The 22,385-nt window shown below is 46.9% G+C and carries 17 protein-coding genes; 14 read left to right on the top strand and 3 right to left on the bottom strand.

Annotation, left to right across the window (positions count from 1 at the left end):
• On the top strand, window positions 1-729 hold the full coding sequence (locus tag GC102_RS07680) for a nucleoside phosphorylase (protein WP_171688956.1): 729 nt from the start codon (window positions 1-3) through the stop codon (window positions 727-729).
• A gap of 460 nt (window positions 730-1,189) precedes the next feature.
• On the opposite strand, the gene GC102_RS07675 is transcribed toward GC102_RS07680, so the two are convergent.
• The 3 genes from GC102_RS07675 to yhbH form a co-directional block, all read right to left on the bottom strand.
• Window positions 1,190-1,402, bottom strand: coding sequence for a hypothetical protein (locus GC102_RS07675; protein WP_029197871.1), 213 nt, complete (start codon window positions 1,400-1,402; stop codon window positions 1,190-1,192).
• A gap of 187 nt (window positions 1,403-1,589) precedes the next feature.
• Window positions 1,590-3,020, bottom strand: coding sequence for a SpoVR family protein (locus GC102_RS07670; protein ID WP_171688955.1), 1,431 nt, complete (start codon window positions 3,018-3,020; stop codon window positions 1,590-1,592).
• The gene (gene yhbH / locus GC102_RS07665; protein ID WP_171688954.1) at window positions 3,017-4,174 is read right to left on the bottom strand and encodes a sporulation protein YhbH; all 1,158 of its coding nucleotides are present in this window, start codon (window positions 4,172-4,174) and stop codon (window positions 3,017-3,019) included. Before yhbH ends, GC102_RS07670 begins: the two co-directional genes overlap by 4 nt.
• Window positions 4,175-4,502: 328 nt before the next feature.
• Between yhbH and GC102_RS07660 the strand changes: the two genes are divergently transcribed.
• From GC102_RS07660 to GC102_RS07605, 13 genes are all read left to right on the top strand, one after another.
• A complete protein-coding gene (locus GC102_RS07660; protein WP_312883189.1) occupies window positions 4,503-6,344 on the top strand; it encodes a cache domain-containing sensor histidine kinase in 1,842 nt (613 codons plus the stop codon).
• On the top strand, window positions 6,331-7,611 hold the full coding sequence (locus GC102_RS07655; protein ID WP_246320784.1) for an ABC transporter substrate-binding protein: 1,281 nt from the start codon (window positions 6,331-6,333) through the stop codon (window positions 7,609-7,611). The genes GC102_RS07660 and GC102_RS07655 overlap by 14 nt, the downstream gene beginning before the upstream one ends.
• 4 nt (window positions 7,612-7,615) lie before the next feature.
• Window positions 7,616-8,791, top strand: a complete 1,176-nt coding sequence (locus GC102_RS07650; RefSeq protein WP_171688952.1) for a response regulator — start codon at window positions 7,616-7,618, stop codon at window positions 8,789-8,791.
• Between the two features lie 121 nt (window positions 8,792-8,912).
• On the top strand, window positions 8,913-10,220 hold the full coding sequence (locus tag GC102_RS07645) for an ABC transporter substrate-binding protein (protein WP_171688951.1): 1,308 nt from the start codon (window positions 8,913-8,915) through the stop codon (window positions 10,218-10,220).
• Between the two features lie 13 nt (window positions 10,221-10,233).
• Window positions 10,234-11,115 carry a carbohydrate ABC transporter permease gene (locus GC102_RS07640; protein ID WP_171688950.1) on the top strand — a complete coding sequence of 294 codons (882 nt, stop codon included), beginning with the start codon at window positions 10,234-10,236 and terminating at the stop codon, window positions 11,113-11,115.
• 116 nt (window positions 11,116-11,231) lie between these two features.
• The gene (locus tag GC102_RS07635) at window positions 11,232-12,017 is read left to right on the top strand and encodes a carbohydrate ABC transporter permease (protein ID WP_376769354.1); all 786 of its coding nucleotides are present in this window, start codon (window positions 11,232-11,234) and stop codon (window positions 12,015-12,017) included.
• A gap of 858 nt (window positions 12,018-12,875) precedes the next feature.
• The gene (locus tag GC102_RS07630; RefSeq protein WP_171688948.1) at window positions 12,876-14,402 is read left to right on the top strand and encodes a replicative DNA helicase; all 1,527 of its coding nucleotides are present in this window, start codon (window positions 12,876-12,878) and stop codon (window positions 14,400-14,402) included.
• Window positions 14,386-15,147, top strand: coding sequence for a DUF6063 family protein (locus tag GC102_RS07625; RefSeq protein ID WP_246320783.1), 762 nt, complete (start codon window positions 14,386-14,388; stop codon window positions 15,145-15,147). The genes GC102_RS07630 and GC102_RS07625 overlap by 17 nt, the downstream gene beginning before the upstream one ends.
• Window positions 15,131-19,561 carry a coiled-coil domain-containing protein gene (locus tag GC102_RS07620; protein WP_171688947.1) on the top strand — a complete coding sequence of 1,477 codons (4,431 nt, stop codon included), beginning with the start codon at window positions 15,131-15,133 and terminating at the stop codon, window positions 19,559-19,561. Before GC102_RS07625 ends, GC102_RS07620 begins: the two co-directional genes overlap by 17 nt.
• Before the next feature lie 312 nt (window positions 19,562-19,873).
• Window positions 19,874-20,260 (top strand): MarR family winged helix-turn-helix transcriptional regulator, encoded by a 387-nt coding sequence (locus GC102_RS07615; protein ID WP_246320782.1) that lies wholly within the window; start codon window positions 19,874-19,876, stop codon window positions 20,258-20,260.
• 51 nt (window positions 20,261-20,311) lie between these two features.
• Window positions 20,312-20,440, top strand: coding sequence for a hypothetical protein (locus GC102_RS39985; protein ID WP_281367633.1), 129 nt, complete (start codon window positions 20,312-20,314; stop codon window positions 20,438-20,440).
• Between the two features lie 23 nt (window positions 20,441-20,463).
• Window positions 20,464-21,279: an MFS transporter gene (locus GC102_RS07610; RefSeq protein WP_246320781.1), complete on the top strand. Its 816-nt coding sequence runs from the start codon at window positions 20,464-20,466 to the stop codon at window positions 21,277-21,279.
• A 14-nt stretch (window positions 21,280-21,293) separates the two neighbouring features.
• Entirely contained in the window at window positions 21,294-22,379 is a 1,086-nt protein-coding gene (locus GC102_RS07605; RefSeq protein WP_171688945.1) for a saccharopine dehydrogenase family protein, read from the top strand.
• The last annotated feature ends 6 nt before the right edge of the window (window positions 22,380-22,385 follow it).

Here is a 22,385-nt window from a genome sequence, read left to right as displayed (position 1 = left end):
ATGCTATTACCAATTTTACAGGTTCATTCAGAGGATTTATCACCTTATGCGATCGTATGCGGTGACCCCTTTCGCGCGGAAGTCATAGCTAGCAAGCTAGATAATAGTAAAGAACTCGCCTTCAGTCGTGAATACCGCACGTTTATTGGTGAATTCCAAGGAGTTCCGATTACGGTTGTAAGTCATGGCGTCGGCTCGCCGGGAGCAGCTGTTTGCTTCGAGGAACTGATCAAAGGCGGCGTAAAGACACTGATTCGCGTTGGCACAGCAGGCTCATATTCAGCTGATGTTCCTCCAGGCAGCTTAGTCGTCAGTACGGCAGCCGTGAGGGAAGAGGGCTTAACCCGCCAACTCGTTCCGCATGGCTTCCCAGCAGTAGCTGATCTGGATGTTGTGCTGGCCTTGTATGAAGCAGCATCAGAGACGGATGGTCTTGTGCGCAAAGGGATAACCGTTACCCTGGATGCCTTCTTCCAAGGTGTCGAGGAATTTCCACACCGCAAGTACAAGCAAGCCGGCGCTCTTGCCGTTGAGATGGAAATCGCAGCGCTCTATGTGATTGCTTCATTGCGCGGCGTGCGCGCAGGTGCGATTGTTGCGCTGGACGGTTACGCCGATGCTGATTTGAGAGAAGTCTATAACCCTCATACTGATGTTGTATCTCAAGCGGTTGAACGTGAAATTTTGTCGGCGATTCATGCCGTTATTAAACTGCACGCTAAGGCTTAGGTACATTGGTATTACCGGTGCCGCAGCTGTTGCTAGTTTAGAAGAGGCTGCCCTCAAAAGGCGTTTTTGGAAGTTATGCTCTTTGCCCGTTACTGTAATGTGCTATGGTTTGCTTTGCTTCGGTAATCAGAAGTTATCGAGGGAACGTAGAGGCGTTGTTTGGTTGAAAAACACCCGAAATGATCAGGAAGAGGAACGAGGAGGCGTTATTTCGCGTTTTTTTGTCTCCAGATCTCTCCTTTTGATCAAATAGCGCCCTCTCGTTCCTCTTAGTCGATTTCATGCGCAATATTCCCGAAATAGCGGCTCTACGTTCCGCGAAATAGAGGTCGGGTGACTTTCCATTGCAGTCGAAAGAAAACAAAAAAAATGAGAAGGCAAGAATCTTGCCACCTCATTTTTTTTGTTTTCCTGTGCCCCTAATTGGGGTCAGAGCTTTATGCGTATGTAACGATTATGTTTAAAAAATAGGGATTCTAGCTTTATTCCCATCTTTGGCATATAAAATGGCTTCTGAACTAAATAAATCTACGTGCTCTAACGGTTGAGCAAGGTTCATCGTTGTAAATTTGTTATAACGAAGAGCGTTGATCAGAGAGGGAATTAATTTGTGGTCCGTTCCAACGAAATTGACAGAAATCGGTGTTTTGTTAAATAAGATGTTCATTCTCACTTCAACTCATCTCCTATTACAAAATAAAAATAATATGATTAACTTAGTATTAAGAATATCATCTATTAAATAATAAGTACGTCGATTACCGTTGTCGGAATAACACTAGTTCTGTCGAGGCTCGGGAAAATAAAACACGTGCAAAAAGAGGCCGCTTGAACCAATCCGTTCAAGTGGCCTCTTCGTATTATAGAAAACGACGATGATGCTTTTTACCGTCATAGGTGAACAAAACCGGCTTATCTTCGACGATGGTATGCATATGAATTGATTTGCCCCAGAGCTTGTAAATGTAAGGGAGCGTTCGCTCGACATACTTGAGATCAAGTTCGACCCCTTCAAATGCGTGCTTCAAATACAATTCGCCGCTGCGTTGGTAATCGCCATCTTCCACAACAATGTAGGGGAAGCCGCCATTTACACGTGAGTAGATGAGCTGATCCCGAGTATTTTCCCAAGTTTTATCCGTAATTTTCCACTCAGGACCTTTTTTTTCAAATACATATAGATCGAGTTCTTCCACGAGAGGTTTATTCAAATAATTCCGGATAAAAGAGGTATCCGATTCGTATTCGCGAACCTCGAATATTTTACTCCGACCATTCCCGGGTTTGCGCCCATGCCTTCTTATTTCTTCTTCCGTCGGATTGTCCCAGTGCTTCTCGATATCTTCATAAATTTTGAGCCCGAGATAATAAGGATTTAAGGTATGACGGGACGGAACCACGACCGAGGAGTTGAGCTTGGAGTACTCAATCGTCTCCTCTTCAGTCAAATCCAGCTCGCGCAGTATGTGTTGATGCCAGTAGGAAGCCCAGCCTTCGTTCATGATTTTCGTTTCAAGCTGCGGCCAGAAATAGAGCATTTCATCACGCAGCATCGTCAGAATATCCCGCTGCCATTCTTCCATATAGGGGGCATTCTCCTCGATGAAGAGCAAAATATCTTTTTCAGGTTGAGGTGGAAAGCGTTTGTTTTCGTCTTTTTCCGGTATAGGAGGTTTGTTCTTAACATCCAGATCCCATATATCCTCATATCCATAGGTTGCTACGGATCGTGCGGCTGGTGTGGAGGCTTTATGGGTTTCCTGACGCTTACGCGTCTGTCGATAGGATAGGGTCAGTACAGGATCAATGTGCTCCTGAATAGCTAGCACGGCGTCAATGAATTGCTCGACTTCGTCAATGCCATGTTCGATTTCATATTGCCGAATTCTTTCGGCGGTAGCGGACATGCTCTCCACCATATTGCGGTTCGTGTTTGCGAAACGGGCGTTATTTTTGAAAAAATCACAATGGGCAAGAACGTGTGCGACGATCAGTTTATTCTGAATGAGCGAATTTCCATCTAACAAGAAGGCATAGCAGGGGTCAGAATTGATGACTAATTCGTAAATTTTACTTAAACCAAAATCATACTGCGTTTTCATGCGGTGAAAATTTTTACCGAAACTCCAGTGGCTGTAACGCGTTGGCATTCCATATGCACCGAAGGTATAAATAATTTCGGCGGGACAGATTTCATACCTCATCGGAAAGAAATCAAGTCCAAAACCTTTAGCAATTTCCGTTATTTCATCAATGGCGTATTCGAGCTTTTGGATTTCGGTTTTACTCACTGAACAGCCACCCCTTCCTGCTTTGTAAAAAAGGTTTTCAGTGCTTTGTACACTTCACCTTTCTCACGAATGACATAATGAAGAAATTTAGGATCATGAATATGGCGGAAAGCGGACATGAGTGTACTGCTGCGATTGTACTGGTTGACTTCTCCGTAACCGAACATGTTGGAGCGCTCCATTAACTGCGTAATAAGCTTCACACACCGTTCGTTATCTGACGTCAAATTATCGCCATCGGAGAAATGAAACGGATAAATATTAAATTGTGACGGTGGATACCGTTTGTCGATAATATCAATTGCTGCTTGGTAAGCCGAGGAGCAAATCGTACCTCCGCTTTCGCCTTTGGTGAAAAACTCTTCCTCCGTGACCTCTTTAGCTTCGGTATGGTGGGCAATGAACACAATCTCTACATTCTCATACTTCGTGCGCAGGAAGCGCGTCATCCAGAAAAAGAAGCTGCGGGCTATATATTTTTCAAAGGAACCCATGGAACCGGAGGTATCCATCATCGCAATAATAAGCGCATTCGAGTGAGGCTTCTCTATCTCTTCCCACGTTTTGAAACGAAGGTCATCAGGGCTGATGTGATGGATCCCAGGGGAGCTCGAGCGCGAATTACGGCGCATATTCTCCAAAATGGTCCGTTTCTTATCGATGTTGGACATAATCCCTTTTTTGCGGATATCGTTGAAAATCACTTCTGTTGTGGTCATATTGCGCTTATCTTTTTTCTGCAAATTGGGCAGCTCCAGCTCGGAGAACAACATGGCTTGCAGTTCCTCCATGCTCACTTCCGCTTCATAGTAATCTTCGCCAGCTTGATCGCCTGCACCCTCACCTTTCCCAGGGCCTTGGGCTGGCTGCGGATCTGTGCCCAACACATCGCCGACCTGAGAGTCCCCGTCTCCCTGACCAACATGCTTTCCTTTACTAAAGTTATAGCGGAATCGGTATTCATCCAGACTCTTAATAGGAACTTTCACGACCTGCTTTCCATTGGACATGACAATACTTTCGTCAGTAACCAGATCGGGAAGATTCTGTTTAATGGCTTCTTTCACCTTCTCTTGGTGCCTGGTCTGATCCTGATATCCTTTGCGATGCAAGGACCAATCCTCTTTGGAAACGATAAAAAGGGGTTCTGTCATGAGGACACCTCCTTAGAGTTTTGCTTTAGCGAAATTTACGTCGTAAGCTTTTGCTGAATTATTATGGCAAGCATAATGCTGAACGGGCAGAGGTGAAAAAAGCTTGTTATTAAATATATTCAAATATGGGTGGGATATGTGATGCTTTGTAAGTTTGCCACACTGAAGAGTTGACAAGTAGAAGAGAATTAACATTACATGTCGAATATTCAGATTATTTAGTTCATTTTCCTCATTTTCACATCGATAGAAGGTGATATTGTCCTTAGCTAGAATTATGTGTCAGAACATATAAGTGAAGTGCTAACGCTTGGAAGCGAGGTGAAACGTGATACGACGACGACCTATTCCTATCTTTATCCAGCTGCTGGCCGGTATGTTTCTCATTGCGGCTCTGGCTATTGCGCTTACCAATCTGTTCAACTATCGCTTAACTTCACAGCTTTCGCTGAACCGCACGGCTGGTTATACGCAGGAGTCTGTCGACCAATTGTCGGCAAAGATTGATGTGCTGCTGCGTCAATATGATCAAGCCTCCCAGATGATTGCATTTGATGAAAAGGTGCAGACCGCTTTGAACAATCCGATTACGAAGCAAGGAGGGCAAGAGCAGCTTGCGCTGAACCGCTACCTTGCGGAGAAAACGCGCTATATCGCAGGTGAAATGCTCATTCACCTTTTCGACCGGGAAGGCAATGCTTACTCGTCAAACGAGTCACTCCAGTTGTTTTGGCGGAAGGCAGATGACGCAGTGAGTGCTGTCACTTGGTACAGGAAAATGGAGGAGCTCGATGGTCATATGCTATGGGTGTATGGTCCGGCCTGGCGAGACGGTGAGATTCCTGCAATTATTGGGGCCCGAAAGCTGAAGGACTCTCGAAGCCTCACTGTGCTGGGGGATCAGTTCGTGGTATTTCCTGTGGAGAAAATGAACCGGATGATCGGTGAAACGGGCCAGCGCATCGAGCGAAAGGTGCAGGTGATGGATTCCATAGGGAATATCGTGTATTCGACGGAGCCACGTGAGATTGGAACGGCGGCAGATCAAGGGCTGTTTGCCAAGTTCGGCGGAAATGCGCAGCCTTTCTTCGAATGGACGACGAGGGAGGATCGCAAGCGGATGCTTGTGGCCTACGCCAAGTCCAATTACAGCGCTTGGACCACCATCGCTTATTTCAAACCCGAAGCGGTGTACAGTGACGCTTCGCAGATGTGGGCGAACGCGCTGCTGACCATGGCTGCAGGTATCGGGATTGCCCTCGCGCTGGTAGCGTACTTCACATGGACGCTAACGAAGCCAATTCGTCAATTGGCCGACGGGATGAATAAGCTGAGCAAGGAAGGCATCAAGCCGATCGATCGGCCTTTTGCGAGCCGGGAGATTACTCAGCTATATTCGAACTACAATGCCATGGTGCATCAGCTGAAGGAAGTCGTTCAACGGCTCTCCGAGAAGCAAATCAGTGCCCAGAGGGCGGAGCTTGTCGCGTTGAAAGCCCAGTTCCGCCCGCATTTCTTATACAATTCACTCAATCTGATATACTGGACGATTGAGGACGAAAGGCCGGAAAAGGCACAGGAAATGACACTCGCACTCGGAGAACTGCTTCGCTACAGCGTCCATCCGTCGACTGATTTCGTGACGCTCGGGGAGGATCTCGCGCAGCTGGACCGGTATTTATTGCTCCAGCGGGCGCGCTTCGGTGAGAAATTTAACGTTAGTATCGACGTAGAGGAAGGATTGCAGCAGCAAAGCGTGATCCGGCTCGTCCTGCAGCCGCTCGTTGAGAATGCCTTCCACCATGGCTTAGAGCACAAGGACGAGGGGGACTGGCTAATTCGGGTCCGGATCTACCGGCAGGACGGCAAGATCCTGTGCTCTGTGGAAGACAATGGCGTAGGAATGCCGCTTACAGCCCTGCAGTTGCTTGAAGACTCGATTCATCGGGAGCAAGGTTTTGAGAAGAAGGCGAGTGGCATCGGGTTAAGCAATCTGCATAAGCAGCTGCAGGCCTTCTTCGGTCCAGGCTACGGAATTCGCCTGATGCCAAGTCTATTGGGAGGACTGCAGGTGGTATTATCGCTTCCTCTGCTGGACCCGCCATCTCAGTTTGATAGGGAGCAAGGATTGTCAATGCTGGGTAAGAGAGGGGATGATGGCGCTGCCTAATCTATTTCTTCGGATTTCGCTAGTACTGGCAATGATCAGTCTGCTGTGCTCCTGCTCCCCCGAAATGGTCATGCCAAGTGTGGAAAGTTCTTCGAAGCCCAGTACGCTGCGTATCTGGCTGTGGCCAGGAAGTGGGCTGGAGCCGCTGATTAAGAAGTATGAGGTAGACAATCCTCAAATGGATGTCGAGATGGTTACTTTTCAATACGACGATGTGGTGCCGAGTCTCATGACTTCGCTGGCCACGAAGGCTGATTCCCCTGATCTTGTTCTGTTGGAGGCTTCGCAGCTGAATCAATTAAAGCGCTTCCAGAAACAGTTCTATAACCTCTATGATTACGGCGACGAGCGGGTTCACTATCTGGACTGGAAATGGCGGCAAGCGGAAAGCAAGAATGGTGGCTTCTTGTATGCCATGCCTGTAGATATCGGGCCAGTGGCGCTTGCGTACCGCCATGACTTATTTCAAGAGGCCGGTTTACCAACAGAGCGGGAGGAGGTGGCAGCCTATCTGTCTGATTGGGACGCGCTGGAGCAGGCAGGAGTCCTACTGAAGCAGCGGACGGGGGCCGTATTATTCGATAATATAACGAATATCTTCCTTAGCTATCTCAACCAGTTTGACGGTCAATATGTGCTGCCTGTGGAGCACGAATTAAGTCCTCATGTTAAGGAAGCTTGGGATCGGGCGGTGTATTTCAACAAGCGTGGCCTCAGCGCCGGGTTACCGTCGCAAACCTCATCTTGGGCCGAAGGAGCGGTTAATCGAAAATTCGCCCTCGTATTGGCCCCCTCTTGGCTACACGGCATGATGAAGAAGAATGCTCCTGCTACAGCGGGCAAGTGGGATCTGACCCGGGCACCTGGATTGCCATCTAATCTAACGGGGACATACTTAGCGGTACCGAAGACAAGCTCAACTCCCCATGCGGCGTATGAGCTAGCCCGCTGGTTAACAGCTCCGCAGCAGCAGCTGGCGAATTTTATCGGCAGCGGGAATTTTCCTTCCACACCGGAATCGTACTCCTCTTCTAATTTCCTGGAGGTTCACGATCCCTTTTTCAATGATGCGCCTGTCGGTCAAATTTATTCTTACACGGCGCTTCGCTACAAATCCGGCTACGATGATTACGATTATACGACGATTGAAAGATGGATTCGCGACGGTCTTCGGCGGGTTGAATCTGACGGTGCAGATCCTGAGTTAACGTGGAAAGGGATTATGCAGCAGTTTGAGACGCTAAACCATGTAGAGGGAGGAGGGTAACCGTATGTTTACTGTTCTGATTGTAGACGATGAAGCGAATGTACGTATTCCAATGTGCAGAACATTGGCCCGTTTCGAAGGCGTGGGTGAAGTGCTGGATGCTTCTAGCGGGCAGGAGGCCATTACAATACTGCAGCAGAGGACGGTGCAGCTCGTAATTACAGATATCCGAATGCCGGCGGGGGACGGCCTGCAGCTTGCCGAATATATCAGGCAGCATTCACTGCAAACCGAAGTGTATGTGCTAACGGGGCATGCGGAATTCGATTATGCCATGCAAGCGATGCAGCATCAAGTGGCAGCTTACCTGCTTAAGCCCCTTTCCAAGGAGAAGCTGCTTGAGGTATACAACGAAGCATATGGGAACTATCGAAGGCGGATGGAGTCCGAGCAGGTGAGTGTGATCCGCAGCCGGGCTTTGCTGGAGAAACGAATGCACGACCTGCTCCACGGGGTACCGGTGCCAACCTTCGATGAAGGGCTGATTCCGCCATATGCCACTATCCGGCTCGTCTCCTTTTCGACCAAGGATTTGCGGTCTCTGGGAGAGACCTCGGTACGTTACTTTATCCGGGAATGTGCTCATGAATCGTTCAGCGGATTGGGGACAGCGGCAGTATGCGAAGAGGACCGGCTCATCACTGTGGTTCTGTTCACCGAGCACGATGATAAAGTGGCTTGGGAGCAGCGGGTGCAGGAAATTTCGAAGTGGATGGAAGCAAAGCTCCGCATCGAAGTGAAAATAGGTCATGGAGGCTGCACCAAGGAGATAAGTGATCTTGGGCTGATGTATATGCGCAGCATGATGAGCTTGGGCTTTAACGAAATTACAAGGAAGGAAAGAGGGGACTCATTTCCGCCGATTATTAAGGCGCTCTTGAAATACGTACATAACGAATATGCCAACGAAGCGGTGAATTTGTCCGATTTTGCCCAGCAATTCCAAGTGAATGCCAATTATTTAAGTAATTTGTTTCATCAGGAGATGGGGCTTACCTATACGCAGTATTTGACGCAGATCAGGCTCACGGAGGCCAAGCGATGGCTGCGCGAGACGAACCTGAAGGTATATGAGGTATGCATTCGGGTAGGGTACAAGGACCCGGCCTATTTCAGCCGCATCTTCAAAACCTTCGTCGGCATGGCCCCCGGGGATTATCGGACGGTGGAACATTCCTGAGAAGAGTCCAAGAAATCGAAGATTCGTTACCTATACGAGCTGTAATGTCCTGCCTATACTAAATGTAAGGGCTTACTAATTTGGAAGTCCAGTTGAAAATGGTGAAGGGAGCGTTTATCTAATGAATTGGATGCCTAAACGCAAGTCCATGTTTCTGCTCTTGGTTTCTCTTCTAGTTCTTCTTAGTGCATGCAGCAGCGGAGGTACGCAAAGCGCAGTAAAAAATGAAGCAGGTGGAAACAGCGGGAAAAAGGTTCAACTGCAAATGTGGTTTTGGCAGGGGGCATCATTTGAAAAGATTATACCAGAGTTTAACCGCACGCATCCAAACATCGAGATTATTCCACAGATTTATAAGTGGGAGGACGCCCATAAGAAGGTGTTAACGGCTATGTCGGCAGGTTCGGGGGCTCCGGACATTGCGATGATCGATATTTCGCAGATGGACCAATTCTTGAAGTATCCTGATAAATTTTACGACCTGAACGAGTATGGTGCTAAGGATCTGTCCAAGGATTATCTGGATTGGAAATGGAAGCAAGGCAGCGTTGGCAGCAAGCAGCTTGGATTTCCTACGGACATCGGTCCGATGGTGCTTTACTATCGCCAAGATCTTTTCCAACAAGCCGGACTCCCTTCGGAGCCTAACGATGTTGCGGCCAAGATTAAGAATTGGGACGACTTCCTCGCTGCTGGCAAAACTTTGAAGGAGAAAACAGGCGCAAGTATTTTATCCAACCCTTATGAATTATATGGCGCGATTCGCGACCAGGGCAATGAACTGTACTTTGATAAAGACGAGAATTTAACAATGGAATCCAACCCGCAAATCAAGAAAGCGCTGGATTATTATAAAAAAGCCCGTGAAATGGGCATCGCTGGAGCTTATGACCAGAAAAATGCGCTGCAGGAGTACTCTGCCGCTCTGAATTCGGGCAAAATCGCTACGTACATCTCTGCCGCTTGGGGCAAAGGGCATGTCGAAACCCGCGCACCGGATACGAAGGGCAAATGGCGAGCAGCCAAAATTCCAGAGGGCACCGGCAATATGGGCGGTTCGTTCTTACTTATTCCGAAGGAAACGAAGAACGCCAAGGAAGCTTACACAGCTATTAGTTGGATGCTTTCACCCCAGCAGCAGTTAGAAGTATTCAAGATTTCAGGCAATTTCCCTTCGACTCCGTCGGTCTATGGCGATAAAGCGTTCACAGAGGCGGGGTATGAATTCTGGGGCAACCAGAAGCTCGGCATCTTGTTCTCCGAGGTAGCCAAGGATGTGAAAGTGCAGCGTAAAGGACCTTTCTATCAAACCGTGGAAGATATTATTAGCGATGGCATGCAGGCCGTGACGGTCGATAAGAGCAAGGATCCTGACAAAGAATTCGCGGCCCTCATTGAGAAGGCCAAGACTAAATTGAAAAACAAATAGGGATGTGGCTGCGATGAGAGGGTTGAAGACGTATTTGGCGCCCTACCTGATGATATCTCCATTTTATATCTTGTTTATCGTATTCGGGTTGTTTCCGATTCTGTTCTCGCTGTACCTGGCTTTCCACTCGTGGGATGGGCTCGGGCCGATGGAGTTCGTGGGACTTCGCAATTTCCGTAATTTGCTGACCGATGATCCAGATTTCTGGAAATCGGTCAGCAACACCTTCATCATCTGGTTTTTCTCGACCCTACCGCAGCTGTTTCTGGCACTGGTCGTCGCATTTCTGCTCAATGCCGCTTTCGTGCGGTTCAAGGACTTTTATCGAGCGGTCTATTTTCTGCCGAATATTACGTCGATTGTGGCTGTAGCCATTATCTTCGGGTCGTTTTTCGGCAGCCAATTTGGGCTGATTAACGGGCTGCTCCAGGTTATTGGGCTACCGCGGATTGAATGGATCAACGATCCGTTCTGGGTGAAGGTTGCCGTGTCGCTCATGGTCATTTGGCGGTGGACGGGCTACAATGCCATCATTTACTTGGCCGGGCTGCAGAGTATCCCGCATGACTTGTATGAAGCAGCTACGATTGACGGGGCTAGCCGGAAGCAGCAGTTTTTCAGCATTACGCTGCCTTTGTTAAAACCGATCATTCTGTTCACTGTGATCCTTTCGACGATCGGAGGCATGCAGCTGTTTACCGAGCCATTAATCCTCGTCGGCAATACCGGAGGGGCAACCAAAGGCGGGCTGACGCTGGTGCTGTATCTGTATAACCAAGCTTTCGGCAATCAGCTGTTCGGCTATGCTTCTGCTATCGCTTGGATGCTGTTCCTGATCATCGGTATTTTCTCCTTCTTGAATTGGAAATTCGTTTCGAGAGGGGAGGGCATCTGATGAGCACGGAATCTTCCAAAGTAACGGTCACTCGCCGAAGCAGAGATGCCGTCGTCCTAACCAAGACCCCAGCGAAGTCATCATGGGCTTCAGGAACGTTCCTTATTCACATCGGGATGCTGGTCGGTTCTCTGTTGTCGCTATTTCCTTTTTACTGGCTGTTCGTGATGTCTACAGCAACGACTTCGGATATGTTCCGGTTTCCCCCGAGGTTTCTTCCGAGCGATCAGCTGCTGGTTAATATCGGAAAGGTTATCGATCATGTCGGGTTTTTCCGGTCGTTCGGCAACAGCTTGATCGTAGCAGGTGTGCACACGCTGCTGGTTCTGTTTTTTTGCTCGATGGCGGGCTTCGCCTTTGCTAAATTCCAATTTCCGGGAAAGCCGTTCCTGTTCTTCTTCCTGCTGATGACCATGATGGTGCCGCAGCAGTTGGGACTAATCCCCCAGTTCATCATTATACAAAAGCTGGGCTGGATCAATGACCTGAAAGCCTTGATCATCCCAGGTGCGGCTAGTGCGTTTGGCATCTTCTGGATGCGGCAGTATGCGGCCTCCGTGCTGCATGATGAGCTTATCAATGCAGGACGGATTGACGGCTGTAACTCTTTTGACCTGTACTATCGCGTAGCGCTTCCGGTACTTCGCCCGGCGTTGGCGACGCTTGGCATTATTACGTTCCTGAATTCCTGGAATGATTATTTGTGGCCGCTCGTCGTCATCTCGGTACAGAACAAATTCACGATCCAGATGCTGATTGCCTCAATGAATGGCGTGTACAGCACGGACTACTCAATGGTCATGGCCGCAACGCTGATGGCTACGGTACCGCTCATTGTTGTGTTCTCAATCTTCAGTCGGCAGTTTATTGCCGGGCTTATGCAGGGGTCGGTGAAAGATTGACAACAGCTGAGCCAGGAGGCTGCTCGGGTGTTGGATAGATATGTTATTGCAGGAAGGAGCTGTCCCAAAAGCCATAAATGAACAGTGACCCGAAAGAAAGACACTTTGAAAAAAGTGACCTATCTCGGGTCTTTTTACGTTTATATAATCAATGAATAAGAAAGGTTGAGGATTACACGTGGGAAATAATTGGAGTAGGGAATCCTTCTTCTCGGTTGAATGATGTTGTAAAAAGTGCAACAAATTCTGCCTAGATCCCGCCTTTCTCCCCTCGATGTTGCATAATGTACAACAATTGGGCTCTATACAGGTCATTTTGCAACAAATGGGTTCGAAATGTTGTACAAACTGCAACTTCAACGTACAAAATAGCCTTTTGGCATATGAATTGTTGCAGAAATTACAACAGTGGTAACCACAATAGTCTCTATCAACCAGCATTAGCATTCAAGGCTAGCTGTGGTTAAAGCTAACCAAGAGGGCAGGGACACTTTCTGAGCACCATCGTTTAACAGCTTAATCCAGGGTCTTCCTTTGAAGTGTCCACGAACGGGGGGCAGTTCAGAAATGGCTGAGGGATAGCCCTTTTTTTGCGTTTAATGAGTACAAACATTCGCCCATGGTGCTATACTAACAAGTGACGAAAAAGATCGGTTGGAAATCGAAGTGGAAACATCATTATGATAAAGTCTGCTTGGGCTTAATCGCTCAAACAGGCTTTTTTTATTGGATGGAACTACTTCCCAATGGCCTACCAATCCTTCAACCTTTGAAATTTTGATATAATAGGCATATATTCTCAAACAGGAGCATGTGTTTACCCACACACGAGCTTTGTACGATTTGGAGGCACACAGCATGGATTACGTAGAAATTGGTCAGGTTGTTTCCGGGTTCCGGGAACGTATGACCAAGCTGGCACTTTTTGATCCTCTCTATGAGCTTCAACGAAAGCGCCAAACGGATCGTCAAAATAAACCGATAGATTTCATGGAGCTTGGGCTGTTGACGCTGCTTTACTTTTTTGAGCAGAAGTTGATGCGAAACAATAAGGCGGGTGTAAAAGACTTAGCCGAGTTTCTTTTGAAAGTGACGGGGATCTTCATCGATTTGGACGATGTCGAATTTGAGGATCTGGCAAGGCAGATCACGCAAGTTTTTCGTCCGACGACAGGGAAGAAACGGGATTTTACCTTTATGAATTGGGAATCCGGTCAGACGGAGCATATTTATATATCGATTCTGAAAGCGAATGCCTTCGATTTAAAAACGAATACGCAGTACTACACGCTCGACGAAGATGGGTTGGAGCTTATTTTTGCGACCAAGGAATTTTATACAGAATTCCAATTGTCGATTCATCAGCTGGTGCTGCGCAAGCAGTTGGAAAAAGGCGAGTTCGAAGGCGCTTTGCGGCAAATTAATGAGATGCGGATCGATGTGGAAGCGTTGCAGGAGCGGATGGTTAAGCTGGAGCATGAGTTGAAAAGAAATATCGTGTCGGAAGAAACATTCGGACGTTATAAAGGTCTGCTGGAAGATATTTATCTGCGCTTGCAGATGGAGAATGAAGAGTTCGAAGAACTGCGTCAATTTGTGAAGGAGACCAAGGATCGCGTTCAGGCACAGACGGTTAGGCAAGCTGATCAGCGGCCTTATGAGTTGATTTTACGCATATCCAACGAACTGGAGAAGGTTCATGGCGAGCATTCGGATCTATTTCATCAGAGTATGGTGTTAAAATCACATGCACTTGGCGCAGCGCAAGAATCCTTATATTATACCGGGTTGGATTCCTTTAATTTTGATCAGGATATTGCTTCGCTTATATTTAGTACGCCATTGCCTTTGGAGACGATGAAAGGTGTGCTGGCCCCGTTCTTACCGGTTCAAGAGACGAAGATGTGGTCGCTTTTAACCGTGTGGGCTGAGCAAAATATGCTGGAAGACGGCAGCGGACAAGAGCGGGATGACAAGTTTCTGGAACTTGGCGGAGACAGCGACGAATACCGGTACCAGACGATGCAGAAAAAGTTGTACAAGATTCTGATGGAGCAGCTGCTGCAAAAGATGGAAGAACAGGGCCAAGTTGAATTGAAACCGTTCATTCAGCTGTTCGAAGAGAGCGAGCATGCAAATCTGCTGGGTGAGAGAGCTTTCTACGATTTTTGGATCTATCTGCATCAAAGAAGTCCCCTTAGGGCGGATGATAGGGATAAGCATCAGAATGAAGAGCCGGGGACATTGCTGGAAGATATGTATATGCTTCTGGGAAGCCGCTGTCTGGTCATCATTGAGCAAGAGGATATTATTAAGGTAAACGATAGGTTTAGCATTCAGAATATGTTGATTTCGTGGGGAGAACAGGATGACAATTGGACTTGAGAATGGGACAGTAATGAGAGCTTTTCGCATCTATACCTTGCTCGCTCGTGATAACGCGGTTGGCAAACAATGGCTCCAAGAATACATGGCGGACGATGTGGTGCGAGGGCTTGTGGATCAATTCGCGCGAGAAGTCGATTGTGTAACGGTTATTGCAGGCGAACAGCTGTATATGATTCCGGAGACACGGCTATCGCCTTTTCATATGAACAACGAAGTGATTAAACGCAACTATCTGCGGGCGAATGCCGTGAATGCGGATCTCTATCTGATGTATGTCAGCATCATCGTGTTGATTGGAGCCTTTTACGACAGCTACCAAACGATGGAGCCTACGAGAAGTTTTATCGGAATTGAAGAGTGGACGGAGCTTGTGAATGAGCGAATAGCGTTATTGAAGACGCATCCTGAAGCTGAATTAAGAGAGATGGAGCAGGAGTTTTCCTATAATTGGACGGCCTTGATTGAAAAGTGGAGTGCCATGGACGATATCAAGGAAACAGCTGCGAGGCAAAGCGGGAATACGATTAGCCGGGTTAGCTTTATGGACTCTGTCCGCAAGTTTCTGGTCGCGCAAGAGTTAGTGATCGATATTGGTAATCAAGAGATTACGTTAACCGAAAAGGCCAAAGTGGTTGTTCAGCGATATTTTATGGAGCTGGAATATAACCGCGGCATTTTGGAGTTTTTATATCAAAGCGATGCGTTTGAGGAGGAGGGAAGCGAACATGCCAGCCATCTCTAAAATACGTTTTACGAATGTGGTCTATGAGGATGGAAATAAGCGTTACAACGACGAATTGTTTCATTTTGATGGGCATAATGGCGCGATCCTTCTGGAAAATGGAGGGGGCAAGACGGTTTTTATCCAGTCTGCTATTCAAGCCATACTACCGCATGCGGAACTTGCCGGACGTAAAATGAAGGATACGTTAAGTCTCGAAAACGGTCCTGCGCATATCGCGATCGAGTGGATTCTGAGTGAGCGGCCACGGAGATATGTGGTCACTTGCGTTAGTTTGTTTCTGACAGCAACAGGGATTGATTCTTATCGGTATGTCTATGATTATCCGGAGCTTGATGCAGATAGCATTGATCGGATACCTTTTGTCAAGGAAAGTGCAGGCAACTTGAGAGCTGCCGATAAAGGCGAAATCCATGATTATTACCACCAGATGACGTCGAAAAGAATGAACGCGAAGCTACCTCCCACGATGAAAGAGTACAAGAAAGTATTGGAAAACGATTATCACATTATCGCATCAGAGTGGGATCGAATTGCGAAGATCAATAGCTCAGAGGGCGGAGTAGAGAGCTTTTTTGATGAATGTAAAACGACGAGCCAGTTGTTCGATCGCTTGTTGATCCCAACGGTAGAAGATGCAATGGCAGGATATGAACAAGGCGAGTTCGCGAATAATTTTGAAATGCACAGGGACAGCTTCAAAAAATATAAAGAGTTAAAAGAGAAAATCGAAGAAAATAAGAAAATCCTCGTTGAATTGGATGGCTATGTGCTTCATTTTGCCAAAATGGATGCTAAACAGATGGCTTATGCAGCTGCCCAGGCTGAAACGAAGGCCTATTGGTTATTAGTGAATGAGCAGAAAAATGAGGAAACCACTAAGCTTTCACAATGGCACCGTCATATGTCAGAATGCGATCAGCAGTTGCAGTTATTGGCTCGGAAGAAAGAATCCCTTCAGATTGCCAAGCAAAAGCAGGAGCAATCCGCTTTGGAAACAAAGCTGAGATTGGTCGAGGAAGACGTTGAGCGGAAAGAGACGCAAGTACGAAGTGCTAAGCAGCACTACTACTCTCTGCGTTTAGCCGACTACAAGCAGCAGTGGACCTCTGCAGAAGAGCGCATGAATTATTTGCAGCGCGAACTTGATCAGTTCGGTAATACCCAAGAAGAAGGGGATCTTCGGGAAGCATGGATCAATAATAGTGGGCAAATTCGCAGTTTTTACAGCAAGATAGAGCAAGAGTGGCAGGTGGAAGAAGAGAAACTCAGGCAGGAATTAGATGCTCATCAGAATAGGACGGCCTTAGAGGAAACGATTTTGAGAGATCTATCGAGCGAACTTGAGGAATTGAACAAGCAGCTCATTGAACATAGATCCATTGTGCAGGCTCGTGAGAAAGATAGGGACGTTCTTAGGATCAATGTTTTGGCAAATCCAGCAGTCGAGAGCATGGAAGGCAGTATGCCGGATTGGATTCAGCGTTATCAGAAGTTGGATGATAGCAACGTGCACCTTGTGCAGAAGAACAAGGAGTTGGCATTCGGTAAAGAGGAAAGCGGGAGAGAACTGGAACGAGTTAGTGAACAGCTCAAGATCGCCTATGTGGAACGCGTCAGCTCTGAGCAAAATCTCGAAGCATTCAAAAAAGAGCATCAATCTATGCTTTCTGAAATCGCTGCTTACAGGTCTTCATGGGGGAGACTCTCATCCGTTTATGAGAAGCAGAGTTCGATTGAAGAACGGCTTAGGGAGGATTTGGAAAAGCTGCACCTGGAAAAGGAAGCTTACTTGTTGAAAGAGCGTCTGGCTTTCCGTTATATCGATGATTATAGCTACCAACATGCCTTTTTTGCTGATGTCTATGTGGCAGGATTGGTGGAAAAATGGCGTAATCAATTCGCGTTATTGGAGACAGGCATTCAATATTTGCAGGGCTTAGACCTAACCGAGCGGGCAATGACACATCCTCTTTGGTCAGTGACTTTGATTACGACAGAAGAAGAGGTTGGGTTATTAACGAGCAAGCTGCGGCAGTATGCGGAGGATATGCAGTTCCCGATTCAAGTCATCTCATCGCAAGAAGCATCGCGTCTAGCCAATATGGATACGCCGATAGCTGTGCAAGAAAAAGCTTGGGTTGAACCGATGCATTGGCGTGAAAATGCGGATGTCGAGGAATTTGTGAGCTGGAAACAAACGATATCTCAAAAAGGTGAAGAGGTTCTGACAGCACGTAGAGTAAAGGAAAGTGAATTGCAGCGTACTTCTGATTTACAAACTTCTTTCAGTCGATTCATTGCTTCATACCCGCTTGAGGTCGTACAAGAAATGGAAAGGCAAGTTGGACTTAAGCGCGAACAAGTGCGTGAATTAGAGAACCAAGAGGATTCAATCAGGAAATCGGTGCGACTGGCTGAGCAAACGATTCAGCAGCACAGTAACATCATGGACGAGCAAAAAGGTGAAATGGTCCAGCTTCAGCAATGGATTGAAAAAGGACGGACATATGTTGAGCTGGGGAAAGAAATCTCCGCATTGAACGGGGCCATCGATCAGCTTGCTGAACAGGCAGAAGATCAGCAAAGCAAGTTGGATAGCAGGCAGCGCTCTATGGAGCAAGTGAAGCTGCAGTTCGAATCCGTGAAAAGCAGAATGAACTATTTGAGAACCGAAAAATCAAGTCTTCAAAATCAAGATCTGTATATGGAAACTGTTGATGTGCAGCCGATTGAAGCGAATCATAGCATAGAGTGGTTGAAAACTGAACGGAAGGATTTAAATCTCAAGTTAAATCGCATATCCCAAGGGCGTCAGCAGCTTGAAGCGGAGTGGAATCATGCAAAGACTAGCAGAACAACGTTGGAGAAGGAGATGAATAAGCTTCGACTCGAACAAGCGGACTTGGATTTGAATGAGGATCTTGCGTTTTCTGTGACCGGTGAAGAACAGATGTCGCAGCTGTTATCGGAGCTCAAGGACTATGAATCTCGGATGTCTCGTGACAAAGAAGAATTTACGCGAGTTGAGAAGCAATTTGATGCACTAGCGACGACTATTAAACTACTCATTGAGCAGTATGGCACTGCGCATTCGGGTGAGCTACCTATAGCCTTCACGGAGTCTCTGACTGTGGTGCAAGAGCAAGTCCAAAGCGAAGATACACGCCTGCAGCAGCAGAAGACTGGATTACAGCAGCAGCATACACAAATTCAGGCCCAATTAGGTAAAATAGAAGACGTTATCCAATACTTAAATCAATATAAAATCATGCATGGTTTTGAAAATCCGCTCATTCAGGCGTCATTTATCACGCAAGAGCTGAAAGCCGAGTTTCCGAATGACAGAATGAAACTGGTCCGAAAATCCGTGACTTTGCTATCCGCCGTTATGAAGGAACTGGAAGCAGAAGAGACATCGGTAAAAAAAGCGAGAGTTCATTTTATCGATTTTTGCAGGAAACAAATCAAAGATATCAAAATGAGAGACATGGCCGAGCAAGGTGTCGAGAAAAAAGACAACTATCAGGAGCTAACGCAATTTCAACAGAAAATGCACAGCCGGATTGAACGTGTCAACCATGTTGCAGAAGAAACGATGCGCACCCATAATCAGCAGCTAGAGCAGTATATTATTCATGTGCACAGCCATATAAAGCTGATTGCTTCTGAACTTCGAGATATCCCTAATAAAACCAGAGTAAAGGTTGAGGACCAGTGGAAGCACATTTACTCGTTCCAAATTCCTGAATGGGATGAGCTGGAGGCCAAGGACCATCTGCGCAAGCATCTGGAATGGATATTGGCCGAACTTGAAAAGGGACACTACCGCGATGACAACGGGCAGGAAGTGAAATCTACCGTTCGTAAGGAGATCGAAAAATGGCTGGATACCAAGCAGCTATTGCACATTGTTTTGCAAGAAAGGCCGATGAAAGTATCCTGCCGCAAAGTAACCAATGAGAATAACGTAACGAAGGCTTCCTTCTCCTGGGAGCAATCTAATAATTGGTCTGGCGGGGAAAAATGGAGCAAGAATATGACCTTATTCTTGGGTTTACTCAACTATGTCGCCGAAAAACGTCAACATATTCAAGCGAATATGAAAAGGCATCGTACCGTAATCCTAGATAATCCTTTCGGGAAAGCGTCGAGCGATCATGTCTTGAGTCCTGTCTTTTTTATAGCCGAGCAGCTCGGCTTTCAGATCATAGCGCTCACAGCGCATGCGGAAGGCAAGTTTCTTAAAGACTATTTCCCTGTCGTCTTTAGCTGCAGACTTAGACAAGCGGCTAATGGAAGCAAGCTAGTCATGACCAAAGAAAAGGAAATTAATCAGGCTTATTTCCGTGATTATGCGCCGATTTCACTTGAAAGATTAGGTGATGTGAAGCAGATGGAGTTATTCATATAGCGGCGTAAGTGGATAAAGATGCAAAGCTTTCCTGGTGAAGAGTAAAATAAACCTTAAGTAAGTCTGCCCTATCTCCCGTAGTTATGCATCGGAGATGAGGCAGACTTTTTTGTTACTTCTGCAATACCCTTGGAACCGTAGGTATCCATCATTGCAATAATTAGCGCAGATCGAGGGATATTTTTCCTTGAAAAACGGACTCGATGCTTGACAAACAATTAGTTGAGATACTAAACTAAAATCATGAATAATAAAAATGTCTCTCCGTCACATAGCAGGAATAGAGGAAGCCGTAATCTTGGAAGATTGATCATGCAGCTCAGGCGGCTCGAACGCCATCCTCAAACCTTTGGAAACGCGGGGACCTTGACTCCGAGTGAAATTCACACGATCGAGGCGATCGGTTTCGAGGGTGCCGTATTAATGAGTGAGATCGCCGCCCGCCTAGGCGTTACGAAAGGCGCGGTAACACAGCTTATCGTCCGCTTGGAAGCTAAAGACTTGGTTACGCGTGCGCCGCATCCACATGATTCAAGAGGGATTGTAATGTCACTTACCGAGAAAGGGAAGGAAGCTTTCACAGCACACGAAGAAGTGCATGTCGATTTTTACGATCAGCTTCGTACTCAGGTAAGCGAGCAGGAGATCGAAATATTCGAGAAATGCATTGAAAAATTAAACGAGTTTTTACAGAGATAATTTTTTTTGGCTATTTAGTTTAGTAACTATACCATATAGGATGGTTAGGGGATGAAGCATCATGAATTTATCCGGTATTCCGGAGCAAAGGCAGCGATTTTTGATGATGATTTCGATTTGCGCGGGGGCGTTTATATCCCATACCGAAGGAAAAAAGAGGGCGGGCTCTTGGTATTGTAAGCACCGCTGTAGCCCTTGGCGGCATGACCGGGCCGTTTGCGGGCGGTTTGATCGCGGAGTGGTTTAGTTGGCAGTGGTTGTTTTTGGTTCATGTTCCCGTCGCAGTCGTTGCCACATGGATGGCTTTACGCTACATTCCCGCACGCGAACAAGAATACCGTTCTGAACCTCTCGATAGTGTTGGAGCGTTTCTGTTTATCATTGTGATTGGCTCCGTTATTTTAGGACTAACGGATGGCAACACATGGGGCTGGCGATCGACAGAAATCATTTCTATATTCTCTGTTGCTCTCGTGGCTTTGTTAGGGCTCCTTCTATGGGAATTACATCAAAAAACACCCTTTTTACCGATTAAGGCGTTGGCTATTCCCGCTGTGTCAGGGGGGTTGATCATAAGCTGTACTTCTTTTGTGCTAGCTAATACGGTTCTGGTCGTCATGCCATTTTATTTATCCGGCCTGTCCGGCATCTCTCCACTGTCCGTCGGATTTATCATGACCGCGTATCCGCTCCTTTTGGCTTTTGCAGGTCCGGTTGCGGGTCATATGTCCGATCGTTTTAGTTCCAGAGTTTTTATGTTCTTGGGATTATGCGGGATGGGAGTCGGACTTATGGTTTTTTCTATTGGTTTCGGCCAGTTGCCGCTGGTATGGATTATTCTTGTGATGGCACTGATGGGGATGGGAATGGGGTTTGTTGCGTCCCCGAATAACAGTTTTATTATGCAGCATGCTCCTAAGGAGCATGTCGGATCCATAGGAGGGATGATCGCTTTAACACGCAACCTGGGCATGGTTTTAGGGGCGGCGCTGGGACTTGCAAGTAAACAATTCAGTTAATAGGAGAGATCGTTATGAAGAATGATATTGTGGTGGTTGGCGGATATGGTCATGTAGGAAAAATGATCTGCAGGGATCTGGGTGAGTTATATCCAGGTAAGGTTTATGCGGCGGGAAGAAGCTTTAGCCGTGCTGAGCAATTCAGCAGCATAACCAATGGGAAGGTAAGGCCTTTACAGTTAAATATCAAGGAGGCGGTTGATCCAGACATTTTGAAAGACGTCAAGCTGGTCGTGATGTGTCTGGATCAGGCGGATACTGAATTTGTTCGGACTTGTTTCAAAAGCGGGATTCATTATGTGGATGTTTCTGCGAACGATTCGTTTCTATCGCAATTGGAAGGATTGCATGCGGAAGCCGCCGCAAGTCATGCAACGGCCGTGCTGAGTATTGGACTCGCTCCGGGGCTGACAAACTTGCTGGCTCTTCGTGCCAAACAATTAATGGATCAGACGAATGTCATAGACATTTTCATTATGTTGGGAATGGGAGATCAGCATGGACAAGCCGCTATCGAATGGACCGTTGATAACCTAAGCACGGATTTTGGTGTGGTAAAGGATGGAAGCAGGGATGTCGTATCTAGCTTCACGGACGGCAAAAAAACGGATTTTGGATCAGAGTTGGGTCGTAGAAAGGCGTATCGGTTCAATTTTTCTGACCAGCATGCGCTTACGCGAACGCTTAATGTACCATTTATTTCCACGCGTCTCTGTTTCGATTCGAATGCGGTGACGGGTTTGCTGGCGTGGCTGAGAGCATTGGGCATGTTCCGTTTATTGAAGTTAAAGACGATTCGTAAAGCCGCGATTCAATTGTTCGGTAAGATGCGATTCGGAAAAGAGATGTTTGCCGTAAAAGTCGATGCATGGGGAAAAAGGGGGCAGGAAGATGTGTTGGTTGAGAGCTTTTTACAGGGAATAAACGAGGCCAAGATTACCGCAAAGGTGGCCGCTTCTGTGGCGGATAGGGTGTACAACTCAGCGTTATTACATGGCGTATATCATATTCATCAGTTATTTGAATTGGAGAGCCTATTTCCTTCCTTTCCTCCAGAGGCCACAATTGAAACCCGGATCAACGGCAAGACGATTTATTGATTTCTC

Source organism: Paenibacillus germinis (genome assembly GCF_013141785.1).
Classification (GTDB): domain Bacteria; phylum Bacillota; class Bacilli; order Paenibacillales; family NBRC-103111; genus Paenibacillus_E; species Paenibacillus_E phytorum.
Note: the sequence above shows the minus strand (reverse complement) of the source record. Positions and strands in the feature narration are given on the sequence as shown.

Coding starts and splice junctions, on each gene's coding strand:
- GC102_RS07680 (WP_171688956.1), top strand. CDS start 1: ATGCTATTACCAATTTTACAGGTTCATTCAGAGGATTTATCACCTTAT.
- yhbH (WP_171688954.1), bottom strand. CDS start 4,174: ATGACAGAACCCCTTTTTATCGTTTCCAAAGAGGATTGGTCCTTGCAT.
- GC102_RS07655 (WP_246320784.1), top strand. CDS start 6,331: ATGGCGCTGCCTAATCTATTTCTTCGGATTTCGCTAGTACTGGCAATG.
- GC102_RS07650 (WP_171688952.1), top strand. CDS start 7,616: ATGTTTACTGTTCTGATTGTAGACGATGAAGCGAATGTACGTATTCCA.
- GC102_RS07645 (WP_171688951.1), top strand. CDS start 8,913: ATGAATTGGATGCCTAAACGCAAGTCCATGTTTCTGCTCTTGGTTTCT.
- GC102_RS07640 (WP_171688950.1), top strand. CDS start 10,234: ATGAGAGGGTTGAAGACGTATTTGGCGCCCTACCTGATGATATCTCCA.
- GC102_RS07635 (WP_376769354.1), top strand. CDS start 11,232: ATGCTGGTCGGTTCTCTGTTGTCGCTATTTCCTTTTTACTGGCTGTTC.
- GC102_RS07630 (WP_171688948.1), top strand. CDS start 12,876: ATGGATTACGTAGAAATTGGTCAGGTTGTTTCCGGGTTCCGGGAACGT.
- GC102_RS07625 (WP_246320783.1), top strand. CDS start 14,386: ATGACAATTGGACTTGAGAATGGGACAGTAATGAGAGCTTTTCGCATC.
- GC102_RS07620 (WP_171688947.1), top strand. CDS start 15,131: ATGCCAGCCATCTCTAAAATACGTTTTACGAATGTGGTCTATGAGGAT.
- GC102_RS07615 (WP_246320782.1), top strand. CDS start 19,874: ATGCAGCTCAGGCGGCTCGAACGCCATCCTCAAACCTTTGGAAACGCG.
- GC102_RS39985 (WP_281367633.1), top strand. CDS start 20,312: ATGAAGCATCATGAATTTATCCGGTATTCCGGAGCAAAGGCAGCGATT.
- GC102_RS07610 (WP_246320781.1), top strand. CDS start 20,464: ATGACCGGGCCGTTTGCGGGCGGTTTGATCGCGGAGTGGTTTAGTTGG.
- GC102_RS07605 (WP_171688945.1), top strand. CDS start 21,294: ATGAAGAATGATATTGTGGTGGTTGGCGGATATGGTCATGTAGGAAAA.